23 protein-coding genes are annotated in these 22,916 nt (G+C 60.3%); 12 read left to right on the forward strand and 11 right to left on the reverse strand.

The annotated features are described in order from the left end of the window. Nucleotides 1–36: 36 nt before the first annotated feature. Nucleotides 37–1,011 (forward strand): nucleotidyltransferase family protein, encoded by a 975-nt coding sequence (locus tag NLK60_RS00310; RefSeq protein WP_254808913.1) that lies wholly within the window; start codon nucleotides 37–39, stop codon nucleotides 1,009–1,011. Nucleotides 1,012–1,228: 217 nt separating this feature from the next. Here NLK60_RS00310 and NLK60_RS00315 read toward each other — a convergent pair whose 3' ends face one another. From NLK60_RS00315 to NLK60_RS00325, 3 genes are all read right to left on the reverse strand, one after another. Further along, nucleotides 1,229–2,131 (reverse strand): universal stress protein, encoded by a 903-nt coding sequence (locus tag NLK60_RS00315; protein WP_254808914.1) that lies wholly within the window; start codon nucleotides 2,129–2,131, stop codon nucleotides 1,229–1,231. Nucleotides 2,132–2,276: 145 nt separating this feature from the next. Then, nucleotides 2,277–3,521 (reverse strand): glycosyltransferase, encoded by a 1,245-nt coding sequence (locus NLK60_RS00320; RefSeq protein WP_254808915.1) that lies wholly within the window; start codon nucleotides 3,519–3,521, stop codon nucleotides 2,277–2,279. 568 nt (nucleotides 3,522–4,089) lie between these two features. Further along, complete coding sequence (locus tag NLK60_RS00325) at nucleotides 4,090–5,139, reverse strand: hypothetical protein (protein ID WP_254808916.1); 1,050 nt, start codon at nucleotides 5,137–5,139, stop codon at nucleotides 4,090–4,092. 110 nt (nucleotides 5,140–5,249) lie between these two features. Here NLK60_RS00325 and NLK60_RS00330 point away from each other — a divergent pair, with 110 nt between their 5' ends. The 3 genes from NLK60_RS00330 to NLK60_RS00340 all read left to right on the forward strand — a co-directional run bounded on the left by NLK60_RS00330 (nucleotide 5,250) and on the right by NLK60_RS00340 (nucleotide 7,840). Beyond that, the gene (locus tag NLK60_RS00330) at nucleotides 5,250–5,672 is read left to right on the forward strand and encodes a CoA-binding protein (protein WP_254808917.1); all 423 of its coding nucleotides are present in this window, start codon (nucleotides 5,250–5,252) and stop codon (nucleotides 5,670–5,672) included. A gap of 669 nt (nucleotides 5,673–6,341) precedes the next feature. Next, nucleotides 6,342–7,217 (forward strand): universal stress protein, encoded by an 876-nt coding sequence (locus NLK60_RS00335; protein ID WP_254808918.1) that lies wholly within the window; start codon nucleotides 6,342–6,344, stop codon nucleotides 7,215–7,217. Between the two features lie 164 nt (nucleotides 7,218–7,381). Then, nucleotides 7,382–7,840: a universal stress protein gene (locus NLK60_RS00340; RefSeq protein ID WP_254808919.1), complete on the forward strand. Its 459-nt coding sequence runs from the start codon at nucleotides 7,382–7,384 to the stop codon at nucleotides 7,838–7,840. A gap of 75 nt (nucleotides 7,841–7,915) precedes the next feature. On the opposite strand, the gene NLK60_RS00345 is transcribed toward NLK60_RS00340, so the two are convergent. Both NLK60_RS00345 and mtnP read right to left on the reverse strand, forming a co-directional pair. Next, nucleotides 7,916–8,392, reverse strand: a complete 477-nt coding sequence (locus tag NLK60_RS00345) for a pyridoxamine 5'-phosphate oxidase family protein (RefSeq protein ID WP_254808920.1) — start codon at nucleotides 8,390–8,392, stop codon at nucleotides 7,916–7,918. A 194-nt stretch (nucleotides 8,393–8,586) separates the two neighbouring features. Next, entirely contained in the window at nucleotides 8,587–9,438 is an 852-nt protein-coding gene (mtnP, locus tag NLK60_RS00350) for an S-methyl-5'-thioadenosine phosphorylase (protein ID WP_254808921.1), read from the reverse strand. Nucleotides 9,439–9,844: 406 nt separating this feature from the next. Between mtnP and NLK60_RS00355 the strand changes: the two genes are divergently transcribed. Next, nucleotides 9,845–11,278 carry an MATE family efflux transporter gene (locus NLK60_RS00355; RefSeq protein ID WP_254810511.1) on the forward strand — a complete coding sequence of 478 codons (1,434 nt, stop codon included), beginning with the start codon at nucleotides 9,845–9,847 and terminating at the stop codon, nucleotides 11,276–11,278. Nucleotides 11,279–11,483: 205 nt separating this feature from the next. Here the strand turns inward: NLK60_RS00355 and NLK60_RS00360 are convergent, their stop codons facing one another. Then, nucleotides 11,484–12,179, reverse strand: coding sequence for a phosphoribosyltransferase (locus NLK60_RS00360; RefSeq protein ID WP_254808922.1), 696 nt, complete (start codon nucleotides 12,177–12,179; stop codon nucleotides 11,484–11,486). Between the two features lie 70 nt (nucleotides 12,180–12,249). After that, entirely contained in the window at nucleotides 12,250–12,426 is a 177-nt protein-coding gene (locus NLK60_RS00365; RefSeq protein ID WP_254808923.1) for a hypothetical protein, read from the reverse strand. A gap of 184 nt (nucleotides 12,427–12,610) precedes the next feature. On the opposite strand from NLK60_RS00365, the gene NLK60_RS00370 reads away from it, so the two are divergent. From NLK60_RS00370 to NLK60_RS00390, 5 genes are all read left to right on the forward strand, one after another. After that, nucleotides 12,611–14,530, forward strand: coding sequence for a glycoside hydrolase family 2 protein (locus NLK60_RS00370; RefSeq protein WP_254808924.1), 1,920 nt, complete (start codon nucleotides 12,611–12,613; stop codon nucleotides 14,528–14,530). Between the two features lie 237 nt (nucleotides 14,531–14,767). Beyond that, nucleotides 14,768–15,649: a coiled-coil protein gene (locus NLK60_RS00375; protein ID WP_254808925.1), complete on the forward strand. Its 882-nt coding sequence runs from the start codon at nucleotides 14,768–14,770 to the stop codon at nucleotides 15,647–15,649. A 352-nt stretch (nucleotides 15,650–16,001) separates the two neighbouring features. Then, on the forward strand, nucleotides 16,002–17,003 hold the full coding sequence (gene sppA, locus NLK60_RS00380; RefSeq protein WP_254808926.1) for a signal peptide peptidase SppA: 1,002 nt from the start codon (nucleotides 16,002–16,004) through the stop codon (nucleotides 17,001–17,003). Between the two features lie 137 nt (nucleotides 17,004–17,140). Next, the gene (locus NLK60_RS00385; protein ID WP_254808927.1) at nucleotides 17,141–18,436 is read left to right on the forward strand and encodes a DUF373 family protein; all 1,296 of its coding nucleotides are present in this window, start codon (nucleotides 17,141–17,143) and stop codon (nucleotides 18,434–18,436) included. A gap of 70 nt (nucleotides 18,437–18,506) precedes the next feature. Then, a complete protein-coding gene (locus tag NLK60_RS00390; protein WP_254808928.1) occupies nucleotides 18,507–19,232 on the forward strand; it encodes a diphthine--ammonia ligase in 726 nt (241 codons plus the stop codon). Between the two features lie 17 nt (nucleotides 19,233–19,249). Here the strand turns inward: NLK60_RS00390 and NLK60_RS00395 are convergent, their stop codons facing one another. From NLK60_RS00395 to NLK60_RS00405, 3 genes are all read right to left on the reverse strand, one after another. Further along, the gene (locus tag NLK60_RS00395) at nucleotides 19,250–19,957 is read right to left on the reverse strand and encodes a hypothetical protein (protein ID WP_254808929.1); all 708 of its coding nucleotides are present in this window, start codon (nucleotides 19,955–19,957) and stop codon (nucleotides 19,250–19,252) included. Nucleotides 19,958–20,111: 154 nt separating this feature from the next. Next, on the reverse strand, nucleotides 20,112–21,086 hold the full coding sequence (locus tag NLK60_RS00400; RefSeq protein ID WP_254808930.1) for a nucleotidyltransferase family protein: 975 nt from the start codon (nucleotides 21,084–21,086) through the stop codon (nucleotides 20,112–20,114). Nucleotides 21,087–21,125: 39 nt separating this feature from the next. Further along, on the reverse strand, nucleotides 21,126–21,494 hold the full coding sequence (locus NLK60_RS00405) for a nucleoside triphosphate pyrophosphohydrolase (RefSeq protein WP_254808931.1): 369 nt from the start codon (nucleotides 21,492–21,494) through the stop codon (nucleotides 21,126–21,128). Nucleotides 21,495–21,610: 116 nt separating this feature from the next. Between NLK60_RS00405 and NLK60_RS00410 the strand changes: the two genes are divergently transcribed. Together NLK60_RS00410 and NLK60_RS00415 are read left to right on the forward strand one after the other, a co-directional pair. Further along, a complete protein-coding gene (locus NLK60_RS00410) occupies nucleotides 21,611–21,904 on the forward strand; it encodes a transcriptional regulator (protein WP_254808932.1) in 294 nt (97 codons plus the stop codon). A 149-nt stretch (nucleotides 21,905–22,053) separates the two neighbouring features. Further along, nucleotides 22,054–22,410, forward strand: coding sequence for a DUF7344 domain-containing protein (locus NLK60_RS00415; RefSeq protein ID WP_311136936.1), 357 nt, complete (start codon nucleotides 22,054–22,056; stop codon nucleotides 22,408–22,410). Nucleotides 22,411–22,460: 50 nt separating this feature from the next. On the opposite strand, the gene NLK60_RS00420 is transcribed toward NLK60_RS00415, so the two are convergent. Next, nucleotides 22,461–22,877, reverse strand: a complete 417-nt coding sequence (locus NLK60_RS00420; RefSeq protein WP_254808933.1) for a Rieske (2Fe-2S) protein — start codon at nucleotides 22,875–22,877, stop codon at nucleotides 22,461–22,463. Nucleotides 22,878–22,916: the final 39 nt, after the last annotated feature.

The following is a 22,916-nucleotide window of genomic DNA, read 5'->3' on the forward strand; positions in this document are numbered from 1 at the left end:
TGCGAATTTTATACTCCTCCACGAGGTCGTGAGTCTATGGAAGCAGTCGTCCTTGCCGGCGGGTATGCCACGCGTCTGTGGCCGATCACCAGACATCGACCGAAGATGTTTCTCCCGCTGGGAGAGACCACGGTTATCGATCGCATCTACGCTGAGTTGGAGTCGATCGATCGGATCGGCGAGGTGTACGTCAGTACGAACGAACGGTTCGGCGATGTCTTTGCCACACACCTCGCCGAGAGCGAATACGAGAAGCCACAACTGTCGATCGAGCAAACGGAGAGCGAAGACGAGAAATTGGGCGTCGTTGGCGGGCTTGGACAACTGATCGAGCGGGAAAATATCGACGATGATTTACTGGTTATCGCCGGCGACAACATCTTCGATTTCGAGCTACGATCCTTTCTCGAGTCCTTCGATGCGAACGCCGCACCGACGATAGCTGCATACGACGTCGAGTCGACAGACCGGGCCACCGCTTACGGGGTGGTCGATCTCGACGGCGATCGCGTCGCCGGTTTCCAGGAAAAGCCAGAAGACCCCCCGGGAACCCTCGTCTCGATCGGTTGCTACGCGTTTCCTCGAGAGGTGCTGTCGCTGATTTCGACCTATCTCGATGCGGGAAACGATCCGGATGAACCGGGGTGGTTCATCGAGTGGCTCCAGTCTCGGAAACCGACATACGCGTACTCGTTCGACGGCTCCTGGTTCGATATCGGCACCCTGGAAAGTTATCTCGACGCCGTCGCCTGGTCCCTCGATGGCGAATCACGGGTTGCCGATGGCGCGTCCGTGGTGGAGTCCACGATTGGCCCGAACGTACACGTAATGGACAACGCGACCGTCGTCGACTCCGTTGTCGAGCGGGCGGTCATCTTTCCAGAAGTGACCCTCGAGGCGGTCACCGTTTACGGTTCGATCGTCGACGAAGGGGCCACTGTCGGCGGCATCTCTCTGGAAGATGCAATGGTTGGCGCGTATACCCGAGTTCCGGACCGCTCCTCGAGGTGAGAGCTCTATTTTCCATCGAGACGTTGACCGGAGAGCAGTGAGCAGTATTGGATCGAAACTGTACACCTGGACGTGGCCCGTTCGTCATCACTGTGGACAGACCGGGGTATTGGAGGGTGTCCGTGTCCCTCTCGGGCACCTGTGTTGAGTGATCGATGGCCGGGTGTATATGGCGACTGTCGTGGCAGATGGGTGGGTCGTTGTCGAAACGTTGTTTCTAACTGCTGCGGGGGGATTCGGCGCTGACGGGTACGCAAAACACTGGAACGTCTGCCTGTCGAACGACGTTCTCGGTGACGCTCCCGAGAAACCACTGGCCGACTCCCGTTTGACCGTGGGTCCCCATGACGATCATGTCGACGTCACTATCGGAGACGTACGTGAGAATAACGTTCGATGGCGATCCGGTGGCGATCGTCCCTGAACTGCTGACACCTGCGTCTGTCGCTCGATCTCGGACGGTGTCGATCGCTTCCTCCCCGCGGCGTTCGAGCATGTCGAACATCTCCTCCTGGTTTCTGGTCCTGGAGAACAGGCTCGTATCGACGGAGAACAGCGAGTGAATCGTCGCGGTTAGTGTCACGGCCAGTGCGATACCCCATTCGGCCGCAATTTCTGCGCCGTCGCTGCCGTCCGTCGGCAACAGAAACTGTTCGAACGGTATTTCCTCGATTGTCGGCCGAGCGGCATCCGGGGGTACCGCGAGGACCGGCATTCGGGCGGTTCGGAGGACGTTCTCCGTAACGCTACCGAGCAGAACGCGCTCGAGTCCCGTTCGTCCTTTCGTCCCCATGGCGATGACGTCTATCTCTCGCCGGTGGGCATACTCCCGAATCGTCTGGAAGGGTGTCCCGCGTTTAACCGTTGTCGTAACCTGGAGTTCGTCGTCGTAAGAGTGGGCCATGTCCGCGACGGTCTCGACTGCCTGGTCCGCCCTTTCTTCGAGTCGTGGAAACACCAGTTCCTCGGAATCTTCGGGTCCAGGCGTTACCTCGACGACAGAGATGACGGACACATCGGCATTCGTACGGGAGGCAAGTGCGATGCCGTATTTCGCCCCGGCTATCGCCCCGTCGCTCCCATCTGTCGGTATGAGAATCGAGTCGATAAGTTCACTCATTTGGGTGGGATGTCACCGTCTCACCCGATAATGGTGTGGGGTCAGTGTACCAGATTGTGGTTGGGTTGTGAGAGTGATCCGGGGCCCTCGTGACACTCGAGTGGACTGGGCCGGCGTGCCCGTCCTCGGACTTCCAAAATCGATATCAAGTCTCGAGATCCAGTGCGTCAACGAAGACCGAAAGGAGATCCTCGAGTTGTCTGGGAAGTAAAAAGTGTTCGCGAACGTGCTCTCGCCCGTTCGAACCGAACGTTGCTCGGCGTTCGTCATCCTCGAACAACGTCACGAGCCGGTCGGCGGCGCGTTTCGTATCGTCCGGTTCGACGAGATACCCGTTGTACCCATCCTCGATCTGTAATGGGATCCCTCCGACGTTCGACCCGACGACCGGCGTGCGCTTCCAGAGCGCTTCCGAGACGACCAGGCCGAACCCCTCGCGGAGGGACTTCTGGACGACGACGTCCGATCGACGTTGCAGCAGGTTTACCGTCAGATCAGGGAGATCCGTCAACACGTGTACGTCGGGATCGTCGGCCGCTTCCGCGGCGACGCGCTCGTACAGTTCCAGCCCCTCGGGATCGTCTCCGGCCATACCGCCGACGAGCGCGAGCTGGAGGTCCGATATCGTTTCGCGGGCACGGCGGTAGGCGTCCAGGGTGCCGAACTGGTCTTTCCACGGGTCGAAGCGAGACACCTGCGTCACGATCGGCGCGTCGAACGAGAGCGGATCCAGGTGGTCACACTCGGCGGCCGCGGTCTCCTCGTCGAGGGATCGATTTTTCGCGGTCACTGGATCGATCGAAGGATGAATAATTCGCTTGGTCGGGACGTCGATCGCCTCTCCGTACACTCCTCGGCTGAAAATCGCGTGATCGGTCCGTTCGGCGTAGTCGGCCACGAACGACAGGTACTCCTCGACAGGATCGGTCAGGTCGATGTGACAGCGCCAGATGATGGGGGCATCCGGCATCGCCTCCCGAATCGACTCGAGCATACCCATGGGTTGCGGGTCGTGCAAGACGACGATATCGTAAGTGGCGTCGATATCGGCCGCGTTTCGCTGGTTCACTTCGCGGTAGATCGCCTGCATCTCCGCCGTCAGTGGTGACTCCTCTCCCTGCAGACCGTTGTGCATGGCCTTGGTCACCTCGAAAAAGTCGTCGGTGGCGTCCATGACGAGCCAGTTGTCGTCGATCCCAAGGTCGCGACAAACTGGGACGATAGACCGGAGCAATTCCGCGACGCCGCCACCAGTCGCAGTCGAGTTGACGTGGAGGATGCTGACATCCTCGAGCGTGTCCGCGAGCGAGTGCAGGCGTCGAATCCGATCGTCGTCCGTTACGGACTCGTAGGCTTCGATCGTTTGACCTGGTAGCGATGGAGCGTGCATCGTCGATGGCCTTCGCTACCACGACGGTGTAGGTATCTGTTGGGGGCCACCGTCCGATGAACTGACGACACTCGTCTCGAGTCATCGGTGATGCTGTCCACTGCTTCCACGGCCAAAGCCCAAACACACAGACCGATAGTGGTCAGGTGGTCTTTCGTTCCAATTGCTCTGGGTTTCGACAGACGCATTCGGTTGCTCGCCCGTCGGGGACTCGAGTGCCACGCCGTTTGGGATTCGGTGTTGTCCCCTCCGGATCAGCATCGAACCCCGGTATCGATAGCCAAAGACACCAACCGGCTCTGATTGATCTCTCAAAGGATGATACAAGCGACGGCCTGCGGAGAGGGGGCGACGGAGGAACGAGCGAAACGTCCAGCGAGTGAGGCGCAGTGGTCGCTTAGTACTCCGTCACGCGTCGACCGGTGAGCCGAACCCGACAACCGGTATCGGTTCGGCCCACACATTCAGGCGTGACGAACCACTTCGTACAGCGCACGAGTACACCATCGAACTCGAGCAGGTGGCTGCGTGCTGGCTCGCTCTTGCAACAGCCCCTCGTCAGTACACCTTACTTCCAGGATAACCCGCGCGGGTCGGCAGGGGGTGTGAGTGGGGTCGAGGGGAGGTCGCCGCTGGGCTCGGGATCGTTGTACGCCTTCGGCGCGATGTCGTTCGGGGCGTTCGGGTAGAACAGCGAGGCGATCGCGTGGAGGTGTTCGCGACCGACGTCGAGTTCGAACTGTCCGCCGCCGAATAGCTGTATCTCGTGTTCCCTACAGTAATCGATCGTCTCGAAGAGCGACTGCACCGAGCCGAAACGGGACGGCTTGATATTGAGCCACGCCGGTTCCCAGGGGAGGTTTTCGACTGTTTCGACGCTCCGGATCGGGTAATCCCAGGTCACGCGCGTTTCGTGGCCCTCGAACAGCGGCCGCGTCTCGTCGTTCAGTTCCGGATCTTCGATGAGTGCTTCGGGAAACCCTTCGATAACCCGCTCGTACAGCTCCGGGTCGGCGGGTTGATCGACCGTTGTGCCGTGATACTGGCCCTTGAGGTCGAGTATCTGTACCGCGTCCGTCGCCGCCAGCCACTGGACGACATCGTCGGACCACTCGGATGTCGGGTCGAGTTTGAACTCCAGGTCGGGGTCGCGGTCGAGCCAGTCGAGCACCCGATCGCCGGTCGGTGGCTCTTCCAGGCGGGTGCTCACGACGAACCGGACGCGCTCGTAGGTCCGCTCGAGGCGGTCGGCGAGGTTCGTGTCGGCCTGTTTCAACGCGAGGTCGAGCGCCGCGCTCTCGAAGGCCCACTGTCGATAGTTACGAAAGATCGATTGATTCGGTTCGTTGCCGAGAAAGAAGTCGATCTCAGAGAGTTGGTCCGACAACGTCTCGAGCGTGTACCGGCCTGTGACGGGAAACTCTACTGTGGTACCGCGGAGGGTTTCGTGTGCGTCGTTGTCGTATGTTACGTCCTCACCGCGCCCGGTTTCGCCGTCGCCGTGTAACGAGACGATGGTCGTCGCTCGAGTGAAGCCACTCGATGTGTCCCGCTCGCGCTGTGTGAGGTCGTAGTCTTCTATCTCGAGTTCGAGATCGGAGAGCCGTTCGTATAACATCGTGACTCCTCCTTTGTCCCGGCGCCATTAATACGTGAGAGTGACGAGTATCGAACCAGGTAACACTGTTTCAGCGGAATACTGATTTCTCTCGTCCCTGTATTCCGTGTATGCCGATAGAAGAACCCGAAGAACTCCGTCGGATTCTCAAATACGATCGAGTTGCGGTGGTGGGGGCATCGACAGCCTACGAAAAGGCTGCACATATCGTACCGGCCTACCTCCAGCGCCATGGCTACGAGATACGGCCAGTCAATCCGACTGCGAGTGAGATATTCGGCGAACGAGCTTTCGAATCACTCACTGACGTCGAGACACCCATTGACATCGTCGAAATCTTTCGGCCGAGCGGGGAGGTTCCGGAAATCGTGGAGGAAGCGCTGGATCGTGATGATGTTGAGGTGATATGGATGCAACCCGGGACTGGGAACGACGAAGCAGCACGAGCGGCCGAATCCGGTGGCCTCGATGTCGTTCAGGGCCGCTGTATGAAGGTCGAGCACGGCCAGCTAATCCGCAACCCAATGGACTGACTCGGGATACAGACCGACTGCCTCCATTTCCGACAATTTGGTTACAGTTCTGCCTCTGAGAGTGACGGTATCAAGTGTGTAGCTACGACCGGCCTTCGTTTCCCATTCTATCGTTCCGATAGACCGTTCGGTGTTCCGCCGGCGAACTTCGTTATCTCCCCACTGCAAGACAGTGCACACCTATGACCAGACGTATCGGCTCTGTTGAACCCCCCCACTACCTGATAAGAGGAGCCTGCTGCATACAGAGCATGTATGTATCACTGGTCTCCGCGCGAGCGAAGCGAGCGCGGTTCCCGGGCAGCGAGGCCGAAGGCCGAGCTGTCCGCCTTTTTCATCGAAGTTTTTGCACCGAGTGGTTCGCCTGTGGCGAACCCGAGGTGGAAAAAGTTCGCGCTGTGTATACAGCACGGTTGCTGAAACCTATCACTGATTGAAGGTTTCTACAGAAAAAGCAGACCGAGTGCCTTGGGATCGTTCGGAAGATCTTCCGTGACTGAGCGAAACAAAGCTTCGCCATGTCCGCGAAACCGGTGGTTTCGCTCGATGACGAAAGGCCTCGGTCCTTTCAAACCACTTGACTCCGAGGCGGTTCACAGACCGACAATCTCTGTCAGATTTCGTGATGGTGTGAACGGAGTTGATAGGGCTCCGCGACGAAGATCCAGTATGTTCAGCACGGTTCTCGTTCCAACCGATGGCAGCGCCGGTGCCGAAGCGACAATCGGTCACGCACTCTCACTTGCCGAGGCAGCTGATGGCAACGTCCATGCGCTGTACGTCCTCGAGCCGAGTCACGAACCGGTTCGCCTCGAGGCGGCCGATCGGGAAGCGGTGGCTGGCCCGTCCGAGAGTCGGGGTCGGCAGGCGACGATTCGGATAACTGACCAGGCTGAAGCCGCTGGCGTTTCGGCCGCTCGAGCCGTCTGGGAGGGGGTTCCGTATCGCGAAATCCTCGCGTACGTCGACGAACACGACGTCGATCTGATCGTGATGGGGACACACGGGCGAACGGGTGCCGACCGCGTTCGATTGGGGAGTACGACCGAGCGAGTCATTACGCGGGCCGAGATACCCGTCCTATCGGTTCGCCTCGAGGCAGAAGCGAAGCCAGATAGCGGCGACGGCGGGTACGAACGGATCGTCGTCCCCACCGATGGAAGCGACGCGGCCGAACGGGCGGCGGAGACGGCACTTGATTTCGCAGCCCTCCACGACGCGACGGTCCATACGGTCTACGTCATCGATTCGACGACTTACGACCTCGAAGACGCACCGCGCTCGATCATTGGATTGCTCGATGAGGGTGGGCAACAGGCCACCGAGGCGGTGGCAGGAATGGCTCGAGAGCGGGACCTCGAGGTCAAGACGAGCGTTCGCCGTGGTGTCCCAGCGGAAGTCCTCCTCGAGTACGCCCAGTCCGTTGACGGCGACTTGCTCGCGATGGGCACTCGGGGGCAGACGGTTGGAGAAGGCCGGTTGCTCGGAAGTACGACGGCTCGCGTCGTTCGACGGTCGGACATTCCCGTACTGACGGTCACCTGACCGAAGTTGTGATCTCACGTCTGTGGTGGTCAAGGGTGGAACCGTGGGGCGGGACCGATTCGGTCTGTGGCTCGCAGTAGCAGTGTCTCGAGCAACTCGAAAGCAGAACCAACTGGTACAACGACACCCCTGTTTTATCATCGCATTCGCCGTAGGGGCTGGCGATGTACGATCGAATCCTCCTTCCCACGGATATGAGTCCCGGTGTCGACCACGCCACCGAGCACGCTATCGACGCCGCCACGCGGTATGACGCGTCGTTGCACGTTCTGTACGTGGTCGACGCCGATGCCTACAGCTCCTACCCCGGCGACGAGTACGTTCACGAGTTCGAAGGCCTCGAGCGCGCGCTCGAGCAGGCGGGCACTGAGGAAGTCGAAGCGGTTGCCGAGCAGGCTGGCGACGCCGGGGTATCGACGGTAACCGAGATTCGACACGGCGTTCCCCACGAAGCGATCCTCGAGTACGCCGATGAGGCCGACATCGGGCTGCTCGTGCTGGGTTCGAAAAACCGATCCGGGGAGTACCGGCGTCTGCTCGGAAGCGTCGCCGAACGCGTCGTCAGAATGAGCGAGCGGCCGGTGACGGTCGTCAAAACGCCGCTCGAGTCACCGTCGACGTGAATTGAAGCCCCGCCGCTCTGACTCTGGGCAGAATCGTTGTCACTGTGTACCGGTCAGCGAGGAACTGGTGGTCGATCACTCGCTTGCAAATTTGAACCCTGGTGGAAGCCCCTGGTGTTTGATGCCGGTTCGTTCGTCGATGTGGTACGCATAGACCGTAACCGTCGCTTCGAGGGATGCTCTGCGAAAGAGGTCTGGCCGCCACGCGTCAGCCAACGTTTCCTCGAGTTCGTCCCATCTGGATTCGGGGACTGTGCTGAGCGTGCCGGTCAGGAGGACGCTTTCCCAACTGTACATGGTATCGACCGTATAGACGAGAAAGCTCGCGGCATCTGCTATGTCGCTCAGTCTCGCCTTCCGACTACTGGAGCCGCGAAGATAGGTAAAATACAGCCGCTGGCCTCCATCGTAGCCGTACGAAAGCGGGATGAGGTATGGTGTATCCTGTCCTGGCAACCCGAGCACTCCCACCTTCTGTGTAGACAGGAACCGTCGAATTTCGTCGTCGGTCATCTCGGCCAACCCGAACTCCTGTAGTTCTTCGACTGACATGGCTAGCGGTTCCCCGCCTTCGATGAAAAAGTCCACACGCACCACTCACCAGACGAGAACGGATTGTCTGGCGGCATCCGAGCGGTGGTAACTGCGCGTCACCCGCCTCGAGGTCGAGCCCCGTGACATCCGACTTACCTTAACTATTAAATCTATACTAAATTTCTTCAGAGATCGTATTTACTATTCGGTCACTACAGATACTCCCCAGCCAGCAACTCGACGCGTTCGAGCGTGTCGTCCGGAATCGACTCCGTTGGCGTGTTGATCGTGCCCTCGAGTGCCGACCAGGCGTGGCTCTCGAAGTCCTCGGGCATCGTTTCGATGGCGTGTTCGATCACCTGATTGATCGATTCCTGGTTGGCCGCGGCGTTCTCGAGCACTTCTTCGAGGGTGACCTCGCTGTCGGCTTTCCAGACGTCGTAATCGGTGACGCCGGCAACGGTGGCGTAACTGAGTTCGGCTTCTCGAGCGAGTTTGGCTTCGGGTATCGCGGTCATGCCGACGATGTCGTACCCCTGTGCGCGGTAGAACTCGCTTTCGGCTTTCGTGGAGTACTGTGGCCCTTCGATGCAGACGTAGGTTCCGTCTTTCGAGACCGTCGCATCCGTCGCTTCCGTGGCTGCTGTCGCGAGGTGGTCGACCATCGCCGGACAGTACGGCTGGGCAAAGCCCATGTGAACGACCATACCGTCGCCGAAAAACGTCGGCGTGCGGTGTTTCGTCCGGTCGAAAATCTGGTCGGGAATGACGAGCGTCTGTGGCGGCAACTCCTCCCGAAGACTGCCCACGGCGTTGGTCGCGATAACGCGGTCGACGCCGGCCTGTTTCAACGCGTAGATGTTCGCGTGATACGGGGCGTCGGTCGGCGTGTGGCGGTGGTCTTCGCCGTGACGTGGGAGAAAGACGACCTCGTTCCCGGCGAGGGTCCCTTTCGTCAGGTCGTCGCTTGGGTCGCCGTACGGGGTCGTCACCGTCTCTTTCGTGACGTTCTCGAGTGGCAATGCGTCGTAAATCCCGCTGCCCCCAATAACACCGATTGTCATACCGCTACGTGTGTCTGGCAAGAACGTAAACGGTGTGGGTCCCAACCTGTCGACATTCGAGCGTCGGCGATGAGATTTGTTAACACCTCCTACGAGTGTTCAAGTAGGACGGGTTCTATTTCGGTTCGTAATGCCTCCGGAGGACGACCGACAGCCGCCAGCCCGTGATGAGCAGGCGGTGTCGAGCGGGTCGAATCCGGAGAAATCGGATGGTATGGGCCTCGAGGACGAGGATTCGGCCGAACCATCAGAGATTGATACGATGACTACTCGCTCGAGCGCGGGCGGGGAGGCATCGGTAGACGGGGGACCGGCTCCTGCCTCGAGCGACGAGCCCGATGGGGCTGACGACGTGACCTACGGCGATGGTGACGACGACCTCACAGACGGGACGCTGCTCCGGCCGATGTTTCGGCTGGCCTGGCCGCTGGTCGTTATCCAGCTCTTGCAGGTCACCTACAACGTGGGCGATACCTTCTGGCTGGGAGCGCTTTCCCCCGAATCCGTGGGTGCGCTGAGTCTGGCGTTTCCGCTGATCTTCTTCCTGATTTCTATCGGTGGCGGGTTTACGGCGGCCGGCGCAATTCTCATCGCCCAGCACACGGGTGCCGGGAGCGACAAGGGCGGCCTGATCGCCGGTCAGACGCTTTCGTTTATTACGCTGGTTGCGATCGCCGTCGGCCTTCTCGGCTACTACGTCACCGACCCGATGCTCGCCCTGTTACCAGCCGATGCTGAAACGCAGGCGACGGTGATTCCGCTGGCTGCCGACTACATGCGCATTTTCTTCCTCGGATCGCCGTTCCTGTTCGGCTTTTTCATCTTCGTCTCGCTGATGCGCGGCTACGGCAACACCCGGGCCCCGATGCGTGTCATGTTCATCAGCGTCGTCATCAACCTCGTGATCGATCCGTTGCTCATCTTCGGCGTCGGCCCGTTCCCCCGACTCGAGATCCAGGGCGCTGCAGTCGCGACGGTGATCTCACGCGGGGTCGCAACGGCTATCGGCTTCTATATCCTGTTTTACACCGACGTCGGGCCGGACATCCGCCTCGAGCACTTGCGACCACGCTTCGAGTACGTCTCGGAGATTACACGATTGGGCGTCCCGACAGCGCTCGAGCAGTCGATGAGTTCGCTCGCGATGATCGCGATGACGGCGATGGTCGCGACGTTCCCACCGGCTGTCGTCGCTGCCTATGGGCTCGGGAATCGACTCATTTCGCTTGCCTTCCTGCCGGCGATGGGGATGGGACAGGCGACGGACACCATCGTCGGCCAGAATCTGGGGGCCGGAAAGCCCGAACGGGCGGAAAAAGCCACTTGGGTCGCCTCCGGCGTCGTCGCCGTTATCATGCTCGGTGCCGGGTTGATCGCCTTTGCGTTCCCGGAACCCATCGTCGGCGTGTTCATGACCTCCGGGGAGGCGGGAACGGCCGAAACGATCCACTACGGGAGTATCTATCTTCAGATTGCGGCGGCGATGTTCGTCTTTATGGGCGTTTTGCAGGTCGTCCTCGGGGCTTTTCGCGGGGCCGGGAACACGAAAACGGCACTCGTGTTCTCGGTCGTGACACTCTGGATCGCCCGCGTTCCGGTCAGCTACTATCTCATCTTCGTCGCCGATTGGGGCACCACTGGCATCTGGATCGGTGTCGTCGCAGGTGACGTCGTCGGTGCCATCGCCGCCATCGCCTACTTCACTCGAGGGACGTGGAAGGAGGCGATCATCGACGAGGACGACTCGGAGACGGAAGGGGGCGCAGTGAGCCGACCGGAACAGGCGACGGCTGACTCGAGCGACGGAGAAACACCGGCCGCCGCTGCAGCCGAAAAGTAGTGTGCCCAGCCAGCTAGACAGTAGCGCCACGGCCGAAAAACGACTCCATCCGGCAGTTCCATCGGGTGCACAGTCGTCTGATACTCGAGTCAGTCAGCGTGGCCCGGTTCGTCTTCTATAGGCGGTGCAGGACGAGAACCCCCGACCCTTGAGGTCGGGGTTGTTGACCACTCGAGAGTCGACACTTGCTGGGTGATTACCGGGCTCACTCCTGTAGCGCCCACTCGCCGGGTGCGGTCATCTCGACGACGTCTCGGCGTTCCATCTCGGTCAGCACCTCGGTCAGCCGGTTTGGCTGGGCGATTTCCATCTCGATGCGGTCGACGTCGTGATACTCGTTCAGATAGTGTCGGATATCGGCTTTGGCGAACGAATCCTCGTCCGCCGTCTCCATCACGCCTGAAATGAGGTCGATCATATCCTCGATGAAGTTCCAGGGATAGACGACCCAGGCCCACTCCTCGAGCTGTTCGCCGACGTAATCGGGTTCGAACTCGCTGGTCTGGAGTAACTGAAGGGTCGCGGTTCGAACGGTACCGGCATTGCGCTGTTCGACGTACTCCTGTGCGCGTTTGATCGAGCCGCCAGTGTCGGCGATATCGTCGATGATCAGGACGTCTTTGCCCTCGACGCTACCTTCGGGCATCGGGTACCTGATGGTTGGCTCGCCCGATTTCTCGGCAGTACCGACGTAGTGTTCCATCTTCAGACTCGTCAGGTCGTCGAGTCCGAGGAAGTCACAGATACATCGGCCCGCGAACCAGCCACCTCGAGCGAGTGCGACGATGACGTCGGGTTCGAACTCGTCGCTCCGGACGTCGTCGCTGACGTCCCGGCACAGGCTGTAGATGTACTCCCAGTTCGTGATCGTGCAGTTGAAATCGTCCGGCAACTCGGACATGATATGGTCTCCTGGTCGAACGGATGATGGCATCCCTCTTAAGTCGGCTGATACAGTCTGCTGTACCCGTCTATCGGAGTCGGGTTTCGTCCGTCACGGTGACCGTGATTGCGCCGCAGGAACACTCGTACACGCGACGGGTACCGCCTGCGGTCGTCATCGTCAACTGGGCTTGATCGTCGGCCAGTGGCCGTTCACATCGGTCACAGGCACAGGATACGTTCTCGAGCATCGGTTCGTTTGTCACTCACCGCGACCCACCCTTAAGGTACGCCAACAGGAGAGTGAAAGTGAAAGTGGTCGGTCTCGAGTTGGCAGCCTTCGCCTTCGGCGTTTCGTTCCGACCAGATCATGCTATCGGGTCACCGCCAGAGGAGCATCCCGTGTAGTGGCACAACACCTATTTGGTCCCCGTTCAGTGGTGTGTGATAATGGCTGGCAAGTGGATGGCTGGAGTTGCGGATTCGAGTTCCGGGTCGGAACCGCCGAGCGCCGAGCGGTGGGTGCCCGTATCAGTTCCGGGACGACCTCTCGAGCTTCTCGAAGAGGGGTACGACATCGACAACCTCCTCGAGAATCCGATATGCTATCGAACCACTATCGGCGCTCCTCGCGTCAACGCGACTGACCGAACGCAGTTTGCGTTCCACGGGGCACACGGACTCACTCGAGCGTGGATCAACGGCACGGAACACGACCTCGAGGAATCTACCTATTTCGACCCGACACGTCTCGAGTTCGACGCTGATGATGCGCTCGAACACGGTGACGGCGAAATCGAACTCCTGCTTGCATTCGATCCGACCCGTTCTCCCGGCGGTCTGTTCGGGCGCGAACAGGTTCCAGCGTCGCACTCGCTGCCCGGCCTCTGGTGGGGCGCTGACCTCGAGGTTCGTCCGGCAACGTTCGTTCGCCGGGTGCGGGCGAACCCGCGAGTCGACCTGGACGCTGGAACCGCCGAAATCGACGTCGAACTCGAGATCGATATCGGATCCGATGACCCGCTCGACGATTCGATAACGCTTTCGCTGCGACCGGAGGGATTCCGCGGCGGTGGGTCGATGGACCGCGTGGCCGTCAGTGGCGCCCCCGGCACGACACAGACCATGTCGACGACCCTCGAGGTACGGGACCCGAAGCTGTGGTGGCCACACGGCTACGGCCCTCAACATCGTTACACGGTGCGTGTGAAACTTGGCGCCGATTCGACCGAGCAAACGGTCGGACTCCGCCAGGTCGATTGGGTCGACGACGAACTCCGCGTGAACGGCGAGCAGGTTCGTGCGCGGGGACTCACTCGCCTTCCCGGCGCTGCCCCGGCTGCCGACGTCGACCTGGCGCTCGAGGCGAATGCCAACCTCCTGCGCGTTCGAGGACACGTCCCCCGTCCGGATCTGTACCGCGCGTGTGACGAAGCGGGCATCCTGCTCTGGCAGGAACTCCCGATATCGGGGGTCACGTTCGAAGCCGATCGAGCGCGCCCGCTCCTCGAGTCGATACTCACACACTACGGGAGCCATCCGAGCCTGGGATTAATCGGCGTCCAGACCGAACCCAGCGACCCGTTCGAAAAACCGCTGGGAAGCGGTCGACTGGCTCGAGCAGGTTTCCGCTGGCGTGCGTGGCGAGCGAGGTGTGACGACCACGACGCACAGACGGTCAGTGCAAATGTGCCTGCGGACCTCGTCGCAATTCCGGTCACGGGGGCTCCCGGTCTCGGTGCCATGGCGAGCACACTGTCTCCGGGGTGGCAGTACCTGGAGGCGGCCGACATCGACTGGTTACTCGAGCGATATCCGCACCTCGGAACGCTCGTCGGTGGGTTCGGTGCCGCCTCGATTAGCGACGACGTCGACCCTGCGTCGGTTTCCGGTATCGATTCGACCGTGTTCAATCACCGCATCTCCGAAGGAGACTCCTCACAGGCACTGCAAGCACGGATACTCGAGACGGTTGCCGATGGGCTTCGACGCCGCTCGGCCGGCGTTCTCGTCGCCTCGAGCCTCCGAGACGTCGAACCGGGGGGTGGCCCGGGTATCGTCGCCAAGGATGGCGAGCCGAAACCGGCCTTCGAGGCGCTCAGAACGGTTTACGAACCCGTCACCGTTCTTTTCGAATCGGAACCGACAGCGGGCACGACGGTCTCGCTCGTCGTGGCTAACGATACCGATAATCCACTCGAGATACCCGTCCGCTGGGAGGCTGGCACCGCTACCGGCGAGGTGACGGTTGCGGTCGATTCCCACGGTCGAGCGACGGCGGGAGATGCGGCAATACCTGCCGACGCGGAGGCGATGTCGGTCACATTGGAGACGCCGGATGCCCCCCTCGAACGGAAGATCTATTTATAAGCAAACCGACGTTCTGTGTGAACCTATTACACACTGTTTCGGGGCCCCTGCTAACGATTTTCACAGCTACGAACACCGGTACATTTAAATGTAGGGCAACGGTAGTACTCGTTACCAGAACGCCACCGGGGCGCGTATCGCTCGACGACCGATGACAGGAAATCTTATCACCGGGTTTTCGCCAGTCGTGAGCGGCCGTGCTGGCCGGTGCGGGTATGGCACAGAGGGTAACTACACATGGTAGACGAATCAAACAACATCGAACTTACAGACGAGCATCTCGAGAACAACTCCAAAGGACAGCTTATCAAAAAGGCCGGCCAACTTCGAGACCGGCGAAACGAGCTGAACCAGATGGCCTCCGAGCGGGCCGGCAAACGCGACGAACTCAACGCAAAGACGCGTGAGAAAGTCGACGAAGCCCAGGAACACCGCGAAAAACGCGACGAGCTCAACGAGCAAGTTCAAGAGCACAAAGAGAGTCGCAACGAGCTCAACGCCAAAGCCAACAAGCTCTTCGACAAGGTCGAATCCGCCAAATCCGACATGGAAATCGGCGAGGGTAAAGACCTCGAGGAGCTCGAGTCCGAGATCGAACAACTCGAGTTCAAACAGCAGACCGAAGTGCTCTCGACGGAAGAGGAGCGCGAACTCATCGAGAAAATCGAGTCCAAACGCGAAGAGTACGCCGAGCGAAAAAGCAAACTCGAGGACACTGACGGACTCGAGGACCTCGTCGAGGAAGCCGAAGAAGTTCGTTCCGAAGCCTCCCAGCACCACCAGAAAGTGACCGAGCTGGCGGACAAGGCCCAGGAACACCACAACCAGATGATCGAGGCCTACCGCGAGGCCGACGACATCCGTGACGAAGCCGACGAGATGCACGAGTCGTTCGTCGAGGCCCAGGAAGCCGCCGACCGCCACCACGAGGACTTCGTCCGCGTCCAGAAGCGTCTGCGCGAGATGGACAAGAAAGAGGAGAAACAGCGCCAGTCCGCCCGCGACAAGAAGAAAGAGGCGGCCAAAGAGGAAGCCGAGGAGATTTACCAGAAGTTCAAGGAGGGCGAAACGCTCGACACCGAGGACCTGATGAAACTCCAGAAGACCGGCCTGCTCTAAACCCGGTACGCGGTTCCCATCTTTTTGTTCTCGATTTTGCCGTTCTTCGGCCGCTGAGCGATGTCTTCGCGTTTCTGCGTCAGTATCGAGCGTAGGCTCTGGCTCTCGAGTAGCTGCAGAGCGCTCTCGAGTCCAGCACTGATCCGCCTCGAGTGCCAACGCTACGCTTCGGTAACTGTGTCCGTCGCCGACAGCGAATCGTTCTTCGCCAGTGCCAACCCGGTCGGACATCTTATTTCCACAGTACCAACCCGGTCGGACTCCCCAGCCGTATCCGGCCAAACCCCGTGGGCTGGCTCAACCCTTAACATCCAGGCGAGCACACTCGAGAGTATGAAACGAGGTGATTTCGATGGGGCGTAGCCGTTCCATCTTGCGTCTACTGTTCGTCGTGGTGGGAACGCTCGTGATTGCAGCCGTGGGTGTGGGCCTGTTCGTCGTCTATCCGACGACGATCGCCGACGTGCTCGGGGTCGTCCTCGCACTCGGACTCGCTGTGTTCGGCGTCCGGGTGGCCAGTTCTATCGCGAGGGATGTGTTTGCCGATTACAACGTTGCGGAAGTGGCCGTCGACGGGCCGATCACGCGAGATGGGGGTGGTGGACCGATGCCTGCAAGTCCGCGGTCGACGCCGGCCGACGATATCGTCGAACAGATCGACCGGGCCAACGACGACAGCAACGTCGACGCCCTGGTCGTCAAACTCAACACGCCGGGCGGTGAGGTCGTCCCGAGCGACGACATCAAACTCGCTGCCGAGCGGTTCGAGGGCCCGACGATCGCCTACGCGACGGACCTCTGTGCCAGCGGTGGCTACTGGATCGCCAGCGGCTGTGACGAACTCTGGGCGCGAGACGCCAGCATCGTCGGCTCGATCGGCGTTATCGGCTCGCGAGTCAACGCGTCGGAACTGGCCGAGAAAGTCGGACTGTCCTACGAGCAGTTCACCGCCGGCGAGTACAAAGACGCCGGCGTGCCGCTTCGAGACCTCGAGGAGGACGAACGCGAGTACCTGCAGGGCATCGTCGACGGCTACTACGACTCGTTCGTCGAACGGGTGAGTGAAGGGCGCGGGCTCGATCCCGAGTTCGTCAAAGAAACCGAGGCGCGGGTGTACCTCGGCACTGACGCTCACGAAAACGGATTGGTCGACACTCTCGGCACGCGAGCAGATCTCGAGGAAGCACTTGCCGAGCAACTCAACCTCGCTCCCGACGAACTCGTCATCGAATCGTTCGAACCGGAGCGGCCGCTGCTTGGTCGACTCGGGGCGGGTGCCCGCTCGGTAGCGTTCGCCTTCGGGGCTGGTGTCTCGAGTGTGGTTGCAGAACACGAATTCCGATTGCGAAGCTGATCGCCAGGTTACGAACGCAAACCGAAGTAAATCTTTGAGGTGAGATGGCAACGCCTCGAGATGTTTCGTTACGATTGCGCCAAACTGTGGCCGAACGAGTAAGTGGTTTTATCGTCGCAGAGAATGCATCGGCAACCGTGACAACGCTGGTGGTCTGTCTCGACCGGACTGATGACGTCGGTCGTCGGACCGGCTTGCGGACGCCCATCGTCGGGTGGGAAGCTGTCCGCGCGCTGGTGACCGACGTCGGCCTCGCCGATCCGGAGGATTCGGGCGTCAATACGTTGCTCGAGTCACTGCGGGTAGCCCAGAGTCTGCGAGACGAAAACGAAGAAACCGTCGTTGCCGTCGTTTCGGGTGACCGAGAGTCGATGGTGTCCGCCGACCGAGCGGTTGCTCGCCAGATCGACGACCTGATGGCCGAGTACGAACCGGAGTCGGCCATCGTCGTCATCGATAGCGCCGAGGACGAACGGCTCGTCCCCATCGTCGAAAGTCGCGTACAGGTCGACGCTGTCGACCGGGTCGTCGTCCGCCAGGCCAGGGATATCGAGTCGACGTACTACCTGCTCAAGCAGTTCCTGGCTGATGAGGAACTTCGACAGACGATTCTCGTCCCACTTGGAATCACGTTGCTCGTATTCCCGATTCTGGCGACGGTCTTCAGCCCGGCTATCGGGGCGGCAACGATTACCGCCGTCATCGGACTGTTCTTGCTGTACAAAGGGTTCAGCATCGACGAACTACTCACGACCTTCGCCAAACAGGCCCGGGAGTCACTTTACTCCGGACAGGTGTCGGTCGTCACCTACGTCGTCGCTATCGGATTGACGCTCGTTGGCCTCTTCGTGGGTGCCCTCGGTGTATCGAACCTCGGAGAAACGGAGGGCGCCATCGTCCCAACCATGCAGTTCGTCTTCGACAGCATTCCGTGGCTCACTGCCGCGGCACTGACTGCCAGTACCGGCCGTCTCCTCGACGAGATCATCCGCGAAGAGCCCATCCGAAGTTCGTTTCTCCATCTCCCGTTTCTCGCAGTTGCCGTCGGCCTGGTCGTGCGAGGGTTTGCCGCTTTCTTCCTCGAGCAACAGGGACAACTCGATCCACTCGTCATCGACCAACCGGGAATCGCCACCGTCGCGCTGACGCCAGGACAACGGCTCGCGGTTTTCGTCGCCGGAGGGGTACTCTTGAGCCTGATCGGGGTCCGGACGGTTTCGTCGATGGCTGGCAATCGTCTTGCCAATGGGGAATCGGACGGAAACGCCGACGAGGCTGGGAGTAAATCCGCTAACAACTCCGAAACGAGCGCTGCGGACGCACTCGAGTCGGACTCTCCTCGAGATGGCTCGCCATCGAAGCCGTCTGGTGACGCCGAAATGACTGATGGTGGGTCGAAAGCGAACGACGGTGAGGGCGAATCCGACGGGTAACAGCCGCTTGGTGTCGGCACCAGTGACGACGACTCGGTAGCCCTTTCACTCAGGGCCCGAAACGACTGCCATGAGCGAAGCGACTGGCTCCTGGATTGGGCTCTTTTCTGGGGGTAAAGATTCGTCGTGGGCCGTCTACCAGGCTCTCGAGCGTGGGCTGTCCGTCGACCGACTGGTCACTGTCCACCCGTCGGGTGACTCCTATATGTATCACGTACCGGAGACCAGACTGGCGACACTGGCGGCAGAAAGCATGGGTATCCCGCTGCTCGAGGTCGAACCGGACGCGTTCGACGCCGAATCGGCGAGCGACTCCGGTCGGCAGGGAGACCGGGAACTCGAGCCGATGGAAGCGGCGCTGACCGAACTCGATGCAGCACTCGACGGCGGCATCGCTGGCGTGACGGCCGGTGCCGTCGAAAGCGAGTTCCAGACGAGTCGGATCGAAGCCATGTGTGACCGACTCGAGTGTGACCTGTACGCTCCGCTGTGGCAGGCAGACCCGCGCGAACTGGCCGACGCGATGCTCGAGGCGGGCTTCGAAATAATCATCGTGCAGGTTGCTGCGGCTGGCCTGGACGATTCGTGGCTGGGACGAACCATCGACGAGAACGCGCTCGACGAACTCGAGACACTGGGCGAGGAGTACGGTGTTCACTTACTTGGCGAGGGTGGCGAGTTCGAAACGCTGGTCGTCGATGGGCCACACATGGACCGTCGAATCTCGCTCGAGTACGACACCGAGTGGGAGGGGACTCGCGGCCGTATTCGCGTTCGAGACGCGTTTCTCGAGTAATCTCCTTCCGGCGTCTCCTACGAGGTCGTGGTCAGTTCGAACAGCTCCATCACCGCGTCTCGTTCATCGCTGTCAGTGTACGTCCACCAGGCGAGTCGATCGATCTCGAGCAGGCGATACTCGGTGGTGAGCGACAGCCATTCTGCCGAGGCGAGTGTCCGGAGCGGTTCGTTGGTGTCAAGCAGTGCTACGACGGCTTCCGTTCGAATCGCGTCGACGAGTTGCTCGAGACTCGGGTCCGGTTTCGCGGTGTCGATACCGGCCAGTTGTCGAAGATACTGAAACGAGGACGGGCCAATGCCGGAAATTTTCCCGATCGGATCTCGCTGATAGCGGTACACGTCGGCTTCACTCGCCCATCCCTGGAGTGCGTCGAAATCGTCGGCTTCCGGGCGGTCTGCTAGCACCTGTGCAGCCTCGAGGAGGACGTGACGTTTGCGCTCGGCACCGATGACTTCTACCAGCGTCTCATCTTCGATATCGAGGGCCGCCAGGTCGGCAAACGAGGTGAGCGAATCGTCGGCCAGAAATGACGTTTCGAACCGCTCGACTGTCGGTCGGACTCCTGATGCGTATCGCTGGCCCGTCGTCGACGCTGCGGCTTCCACGAGCAAGCCGAGTGGGTCGTCTCCAGTGGGGTGATCGAAGGTGAGATATGCCTCGGCGAGCTCGGCATACGGTGTCCCTTCGGCGTAGCCGTCGAGAACCTCCTGCGGCGTTGGCATGGCTCTTGTCGGCACCTAACACAGCCGGGGGTGATAGGTGTATCGACCGCTTTACACGTTTTTGGACGACTTTCTGGAAGCGGTGACTGTCTTGGTTGTACTCTCCGAAGCGGTTCTCGATGGCTCGAATCCGGCCGATTTTTGAATATCGTCTTTATTCGGCGGTGCCGTTCGTAATCGTCGTATGGGCACCGATGAGCGCCCCGGCGAGGTCCATGTTCTCCAGATGCGTGCCCTCGTCGATAATCGACTGTCGAATATCGGCGTGACGGACGACGGCGTCGGGGAAGATAACCGCGTGATCGACCGACGTATTCTCGAGCGTTGCCCCGTCCATCACGTGGACGTTTTCGCCGATTTCCGCGCTCTCGAGCGTGGCGGACTCGGCGACGAGTGAACTGCCATTCAGGTGCCAGGCGACCGCATCGAGGTAGCTCTCGGGCGTTCCGATGTCGAACCAGGCATCTTCGAACGTGTAGGCGTAGGTCGTCTCGCGCGCTTGCAGCCACTGGATGAACCAGCCGGGTTCGTCCGGATTGTTCCCTTTCTCGAGATACGTCGACAAAAGCGAGAGGCTCGACCGCGGAAACGCATAACAGGCAATCGACACTAACGTGCTGTTGGGTTGGTCGGGTTTCTCCTGAAAGTCGACGACCTGCTCGCCGTCGAGTTCGACGAGACCGTACGATTTGGCCTTTTCGCGGGAGCCAACGTCGTACGCTGCGAGCGTCGGTGCGTCCCGTTGCTCGAAGTAATCGATGAACGATGAGACGTTGAAACTGATCAGGTTGTCGCCGGCGACCACTACCAGATCGTCGTGGATACGTTCGCGCTCGACCAGCTGGGCCAGTGCCCCGACCACGCCGAACTTTTCGTCCTCCGCGGACGTGTCCTCGACCGAGAGCTGCGGTTTTTCGAACGAGGACTCGGCAAGGTGGGCCTCGAACTCGGCTTCGAACCGTTCGTTCGTGCTGACGTACACCGTCTCGATTCGCTCATCAGCCTCGAGTTCACGAAAAATCCGGTCGATAACGGTCGATTCACCGATAGGGAGAAACATCTTGGGCCGATGTTTGGTGATTGGCCACAGTCGCGTCGCATACCCGCCAGCCAGGACGACGGCCTTCATACCTCGGCTTTCACTGGCGGCATGTAAGTCACTTACCTTTCATTTCTTGTCAGGTTTCGCGGGGCTATTGTCATCCGACTCGATAGCTTCGCCGTTCGAAACCACCCGTTCGAGTACGATGCCGTCCTCGAATCTTCCCCGTTCATCGGCCTTTTCCTGGCGACGACGCTCGAGCTCCGCGACGGACCACCCCTCGTATACACAGATTGCGTGGACGACCTCGAGTACGTCTGCCAACTCCTCAAGACTGCGATCGGTCCGAAACTCACCGAGTTCTTCTTCGAATTTCTCGAACAGATGTCGTTCGTAGGCTTCTCCTTCGGCGACGTGGACGATAGGTCGCTCGCCGCTTTCTTCGATAATCCGTGGAATATCGTCTCGGACGAGTTTGTCGTATTCTTCGGTCATACTGCGTCTTCTCGAAGACGCGGGCCGTCAGCGTTCCGATCCCAGTCAGGTTTCGGCCACCGGAAACGCTGCCGCCACCACCTACACGTAAGCCACTCGAGTGAGTACAGGTCCGTATGCGAGAAGCCGACGAGACCACGAGACAGCGTCTCGCCGATCACCTCCGCCGACAGCCATCGACGCCGAGTGCACTGGCGGAGGAGTTCGCTCTGTCCGTTGGCGCGATCATGCGCCACCTCGAGCACGTCTCTCGGTCGGTCGACGGAAGCGAGGACGAACAGTTTCTGGTTGCGCCACCGACCTGTCGTGCCTGTGGCTTCGATGGGTTCGACGACCTGTTGAACATCCCCTCGAGATGTCCCTCCTGTAAGGGTGAGTCAGTCGAGGAACCGGCGTTTACGATCGAGTGATCTCAAGTCGACACGAATATCAGTCGCGAAAGCGAGAGTCCGGGTATGAATCGCCGAGAAGGAGATCAGCGGGCGGCCCGCTCCGCTCGCTGTCACCGGTCGGTGTTACAGCCGGATTTCCGTGCTTCAATTGCAGGTGGTCGCGTTCGATGACGGACCCTGCTGCATCGAACGACCATCCGAATCTGGCACACGATGCGATGGAGTGGCTCGAAAACAGATCGGAGCCGAACGAGCACATCGACGAAGTGTTCTCGGTTCTCGCCGCTCAGCGCCGACGGCTGTTGCTCGAGGTGCTGGTCGAGTACGAACGCGAGATGACGTTGCCTGACGCTGCAGAAGAGGTCGCCCAGCGAGAAACGGGCCGCTCTATCACCGACCTGTCCGCCCAGCAGGTCTCAGACATCTACATCTCGCTCTATCACGATCATCTCCCTCGACTGGTTTCAGCAGGCTTGCTCGAGTACGAACAGGAAAACGACCTGGTTGCCCTGGCAACGGCGTGATTGGCCCGGGCGAATGCGAATTCTCCGTCTCTCGGGGGTAGAAACCGCGCTCAAAACTCCACGTTCGACGTCGAAGCGAGATCGGTATCGTCGGTCTCGAGCGGTCCCGTCCCGACGAAGTCGTAGTTTTCGTCGGTGAGATACACGTCACCGTCTTCGACAGCGACGTCGACGCTATCGAGATACGCTCCCTCACACGGTCCGAACGTGCAGTATCCGCTGTCGGCTTCGAAGTATGCACCGTGGTTCTGGCAGACGAACTCACCGTTTCGCATGGCCGCGCCTTCGCCTTTGTCGATCGGGATGTGGCGGTAGTGCTGGCAGGCATTGACCCAGGCAGTGACGTCGCCGTTCTGGCGGTGGAGTATGATCTCTTTTTCCTCGTTGTCGGCCGTTTCGACCTGCACGATGGTCGTCGTCTCGGTCGGCACCGCCTCCAGTGACAGCATGGGCGAACGCTCCTCCATCGACTCGGACTTTCGGTGGGTGGAAGGTGAACGTTTTGG

The organism is Natronosalvus amylolyticus, assembly GCF_024298845.1.
In the GTDB taxonomy this organism is placed as follows: Archaea; Halobacteriota; Halobacteria; order Halobacteriales; family Natrialbaceae; genus Natronosalvus; species Natronosalvus amylolyticus.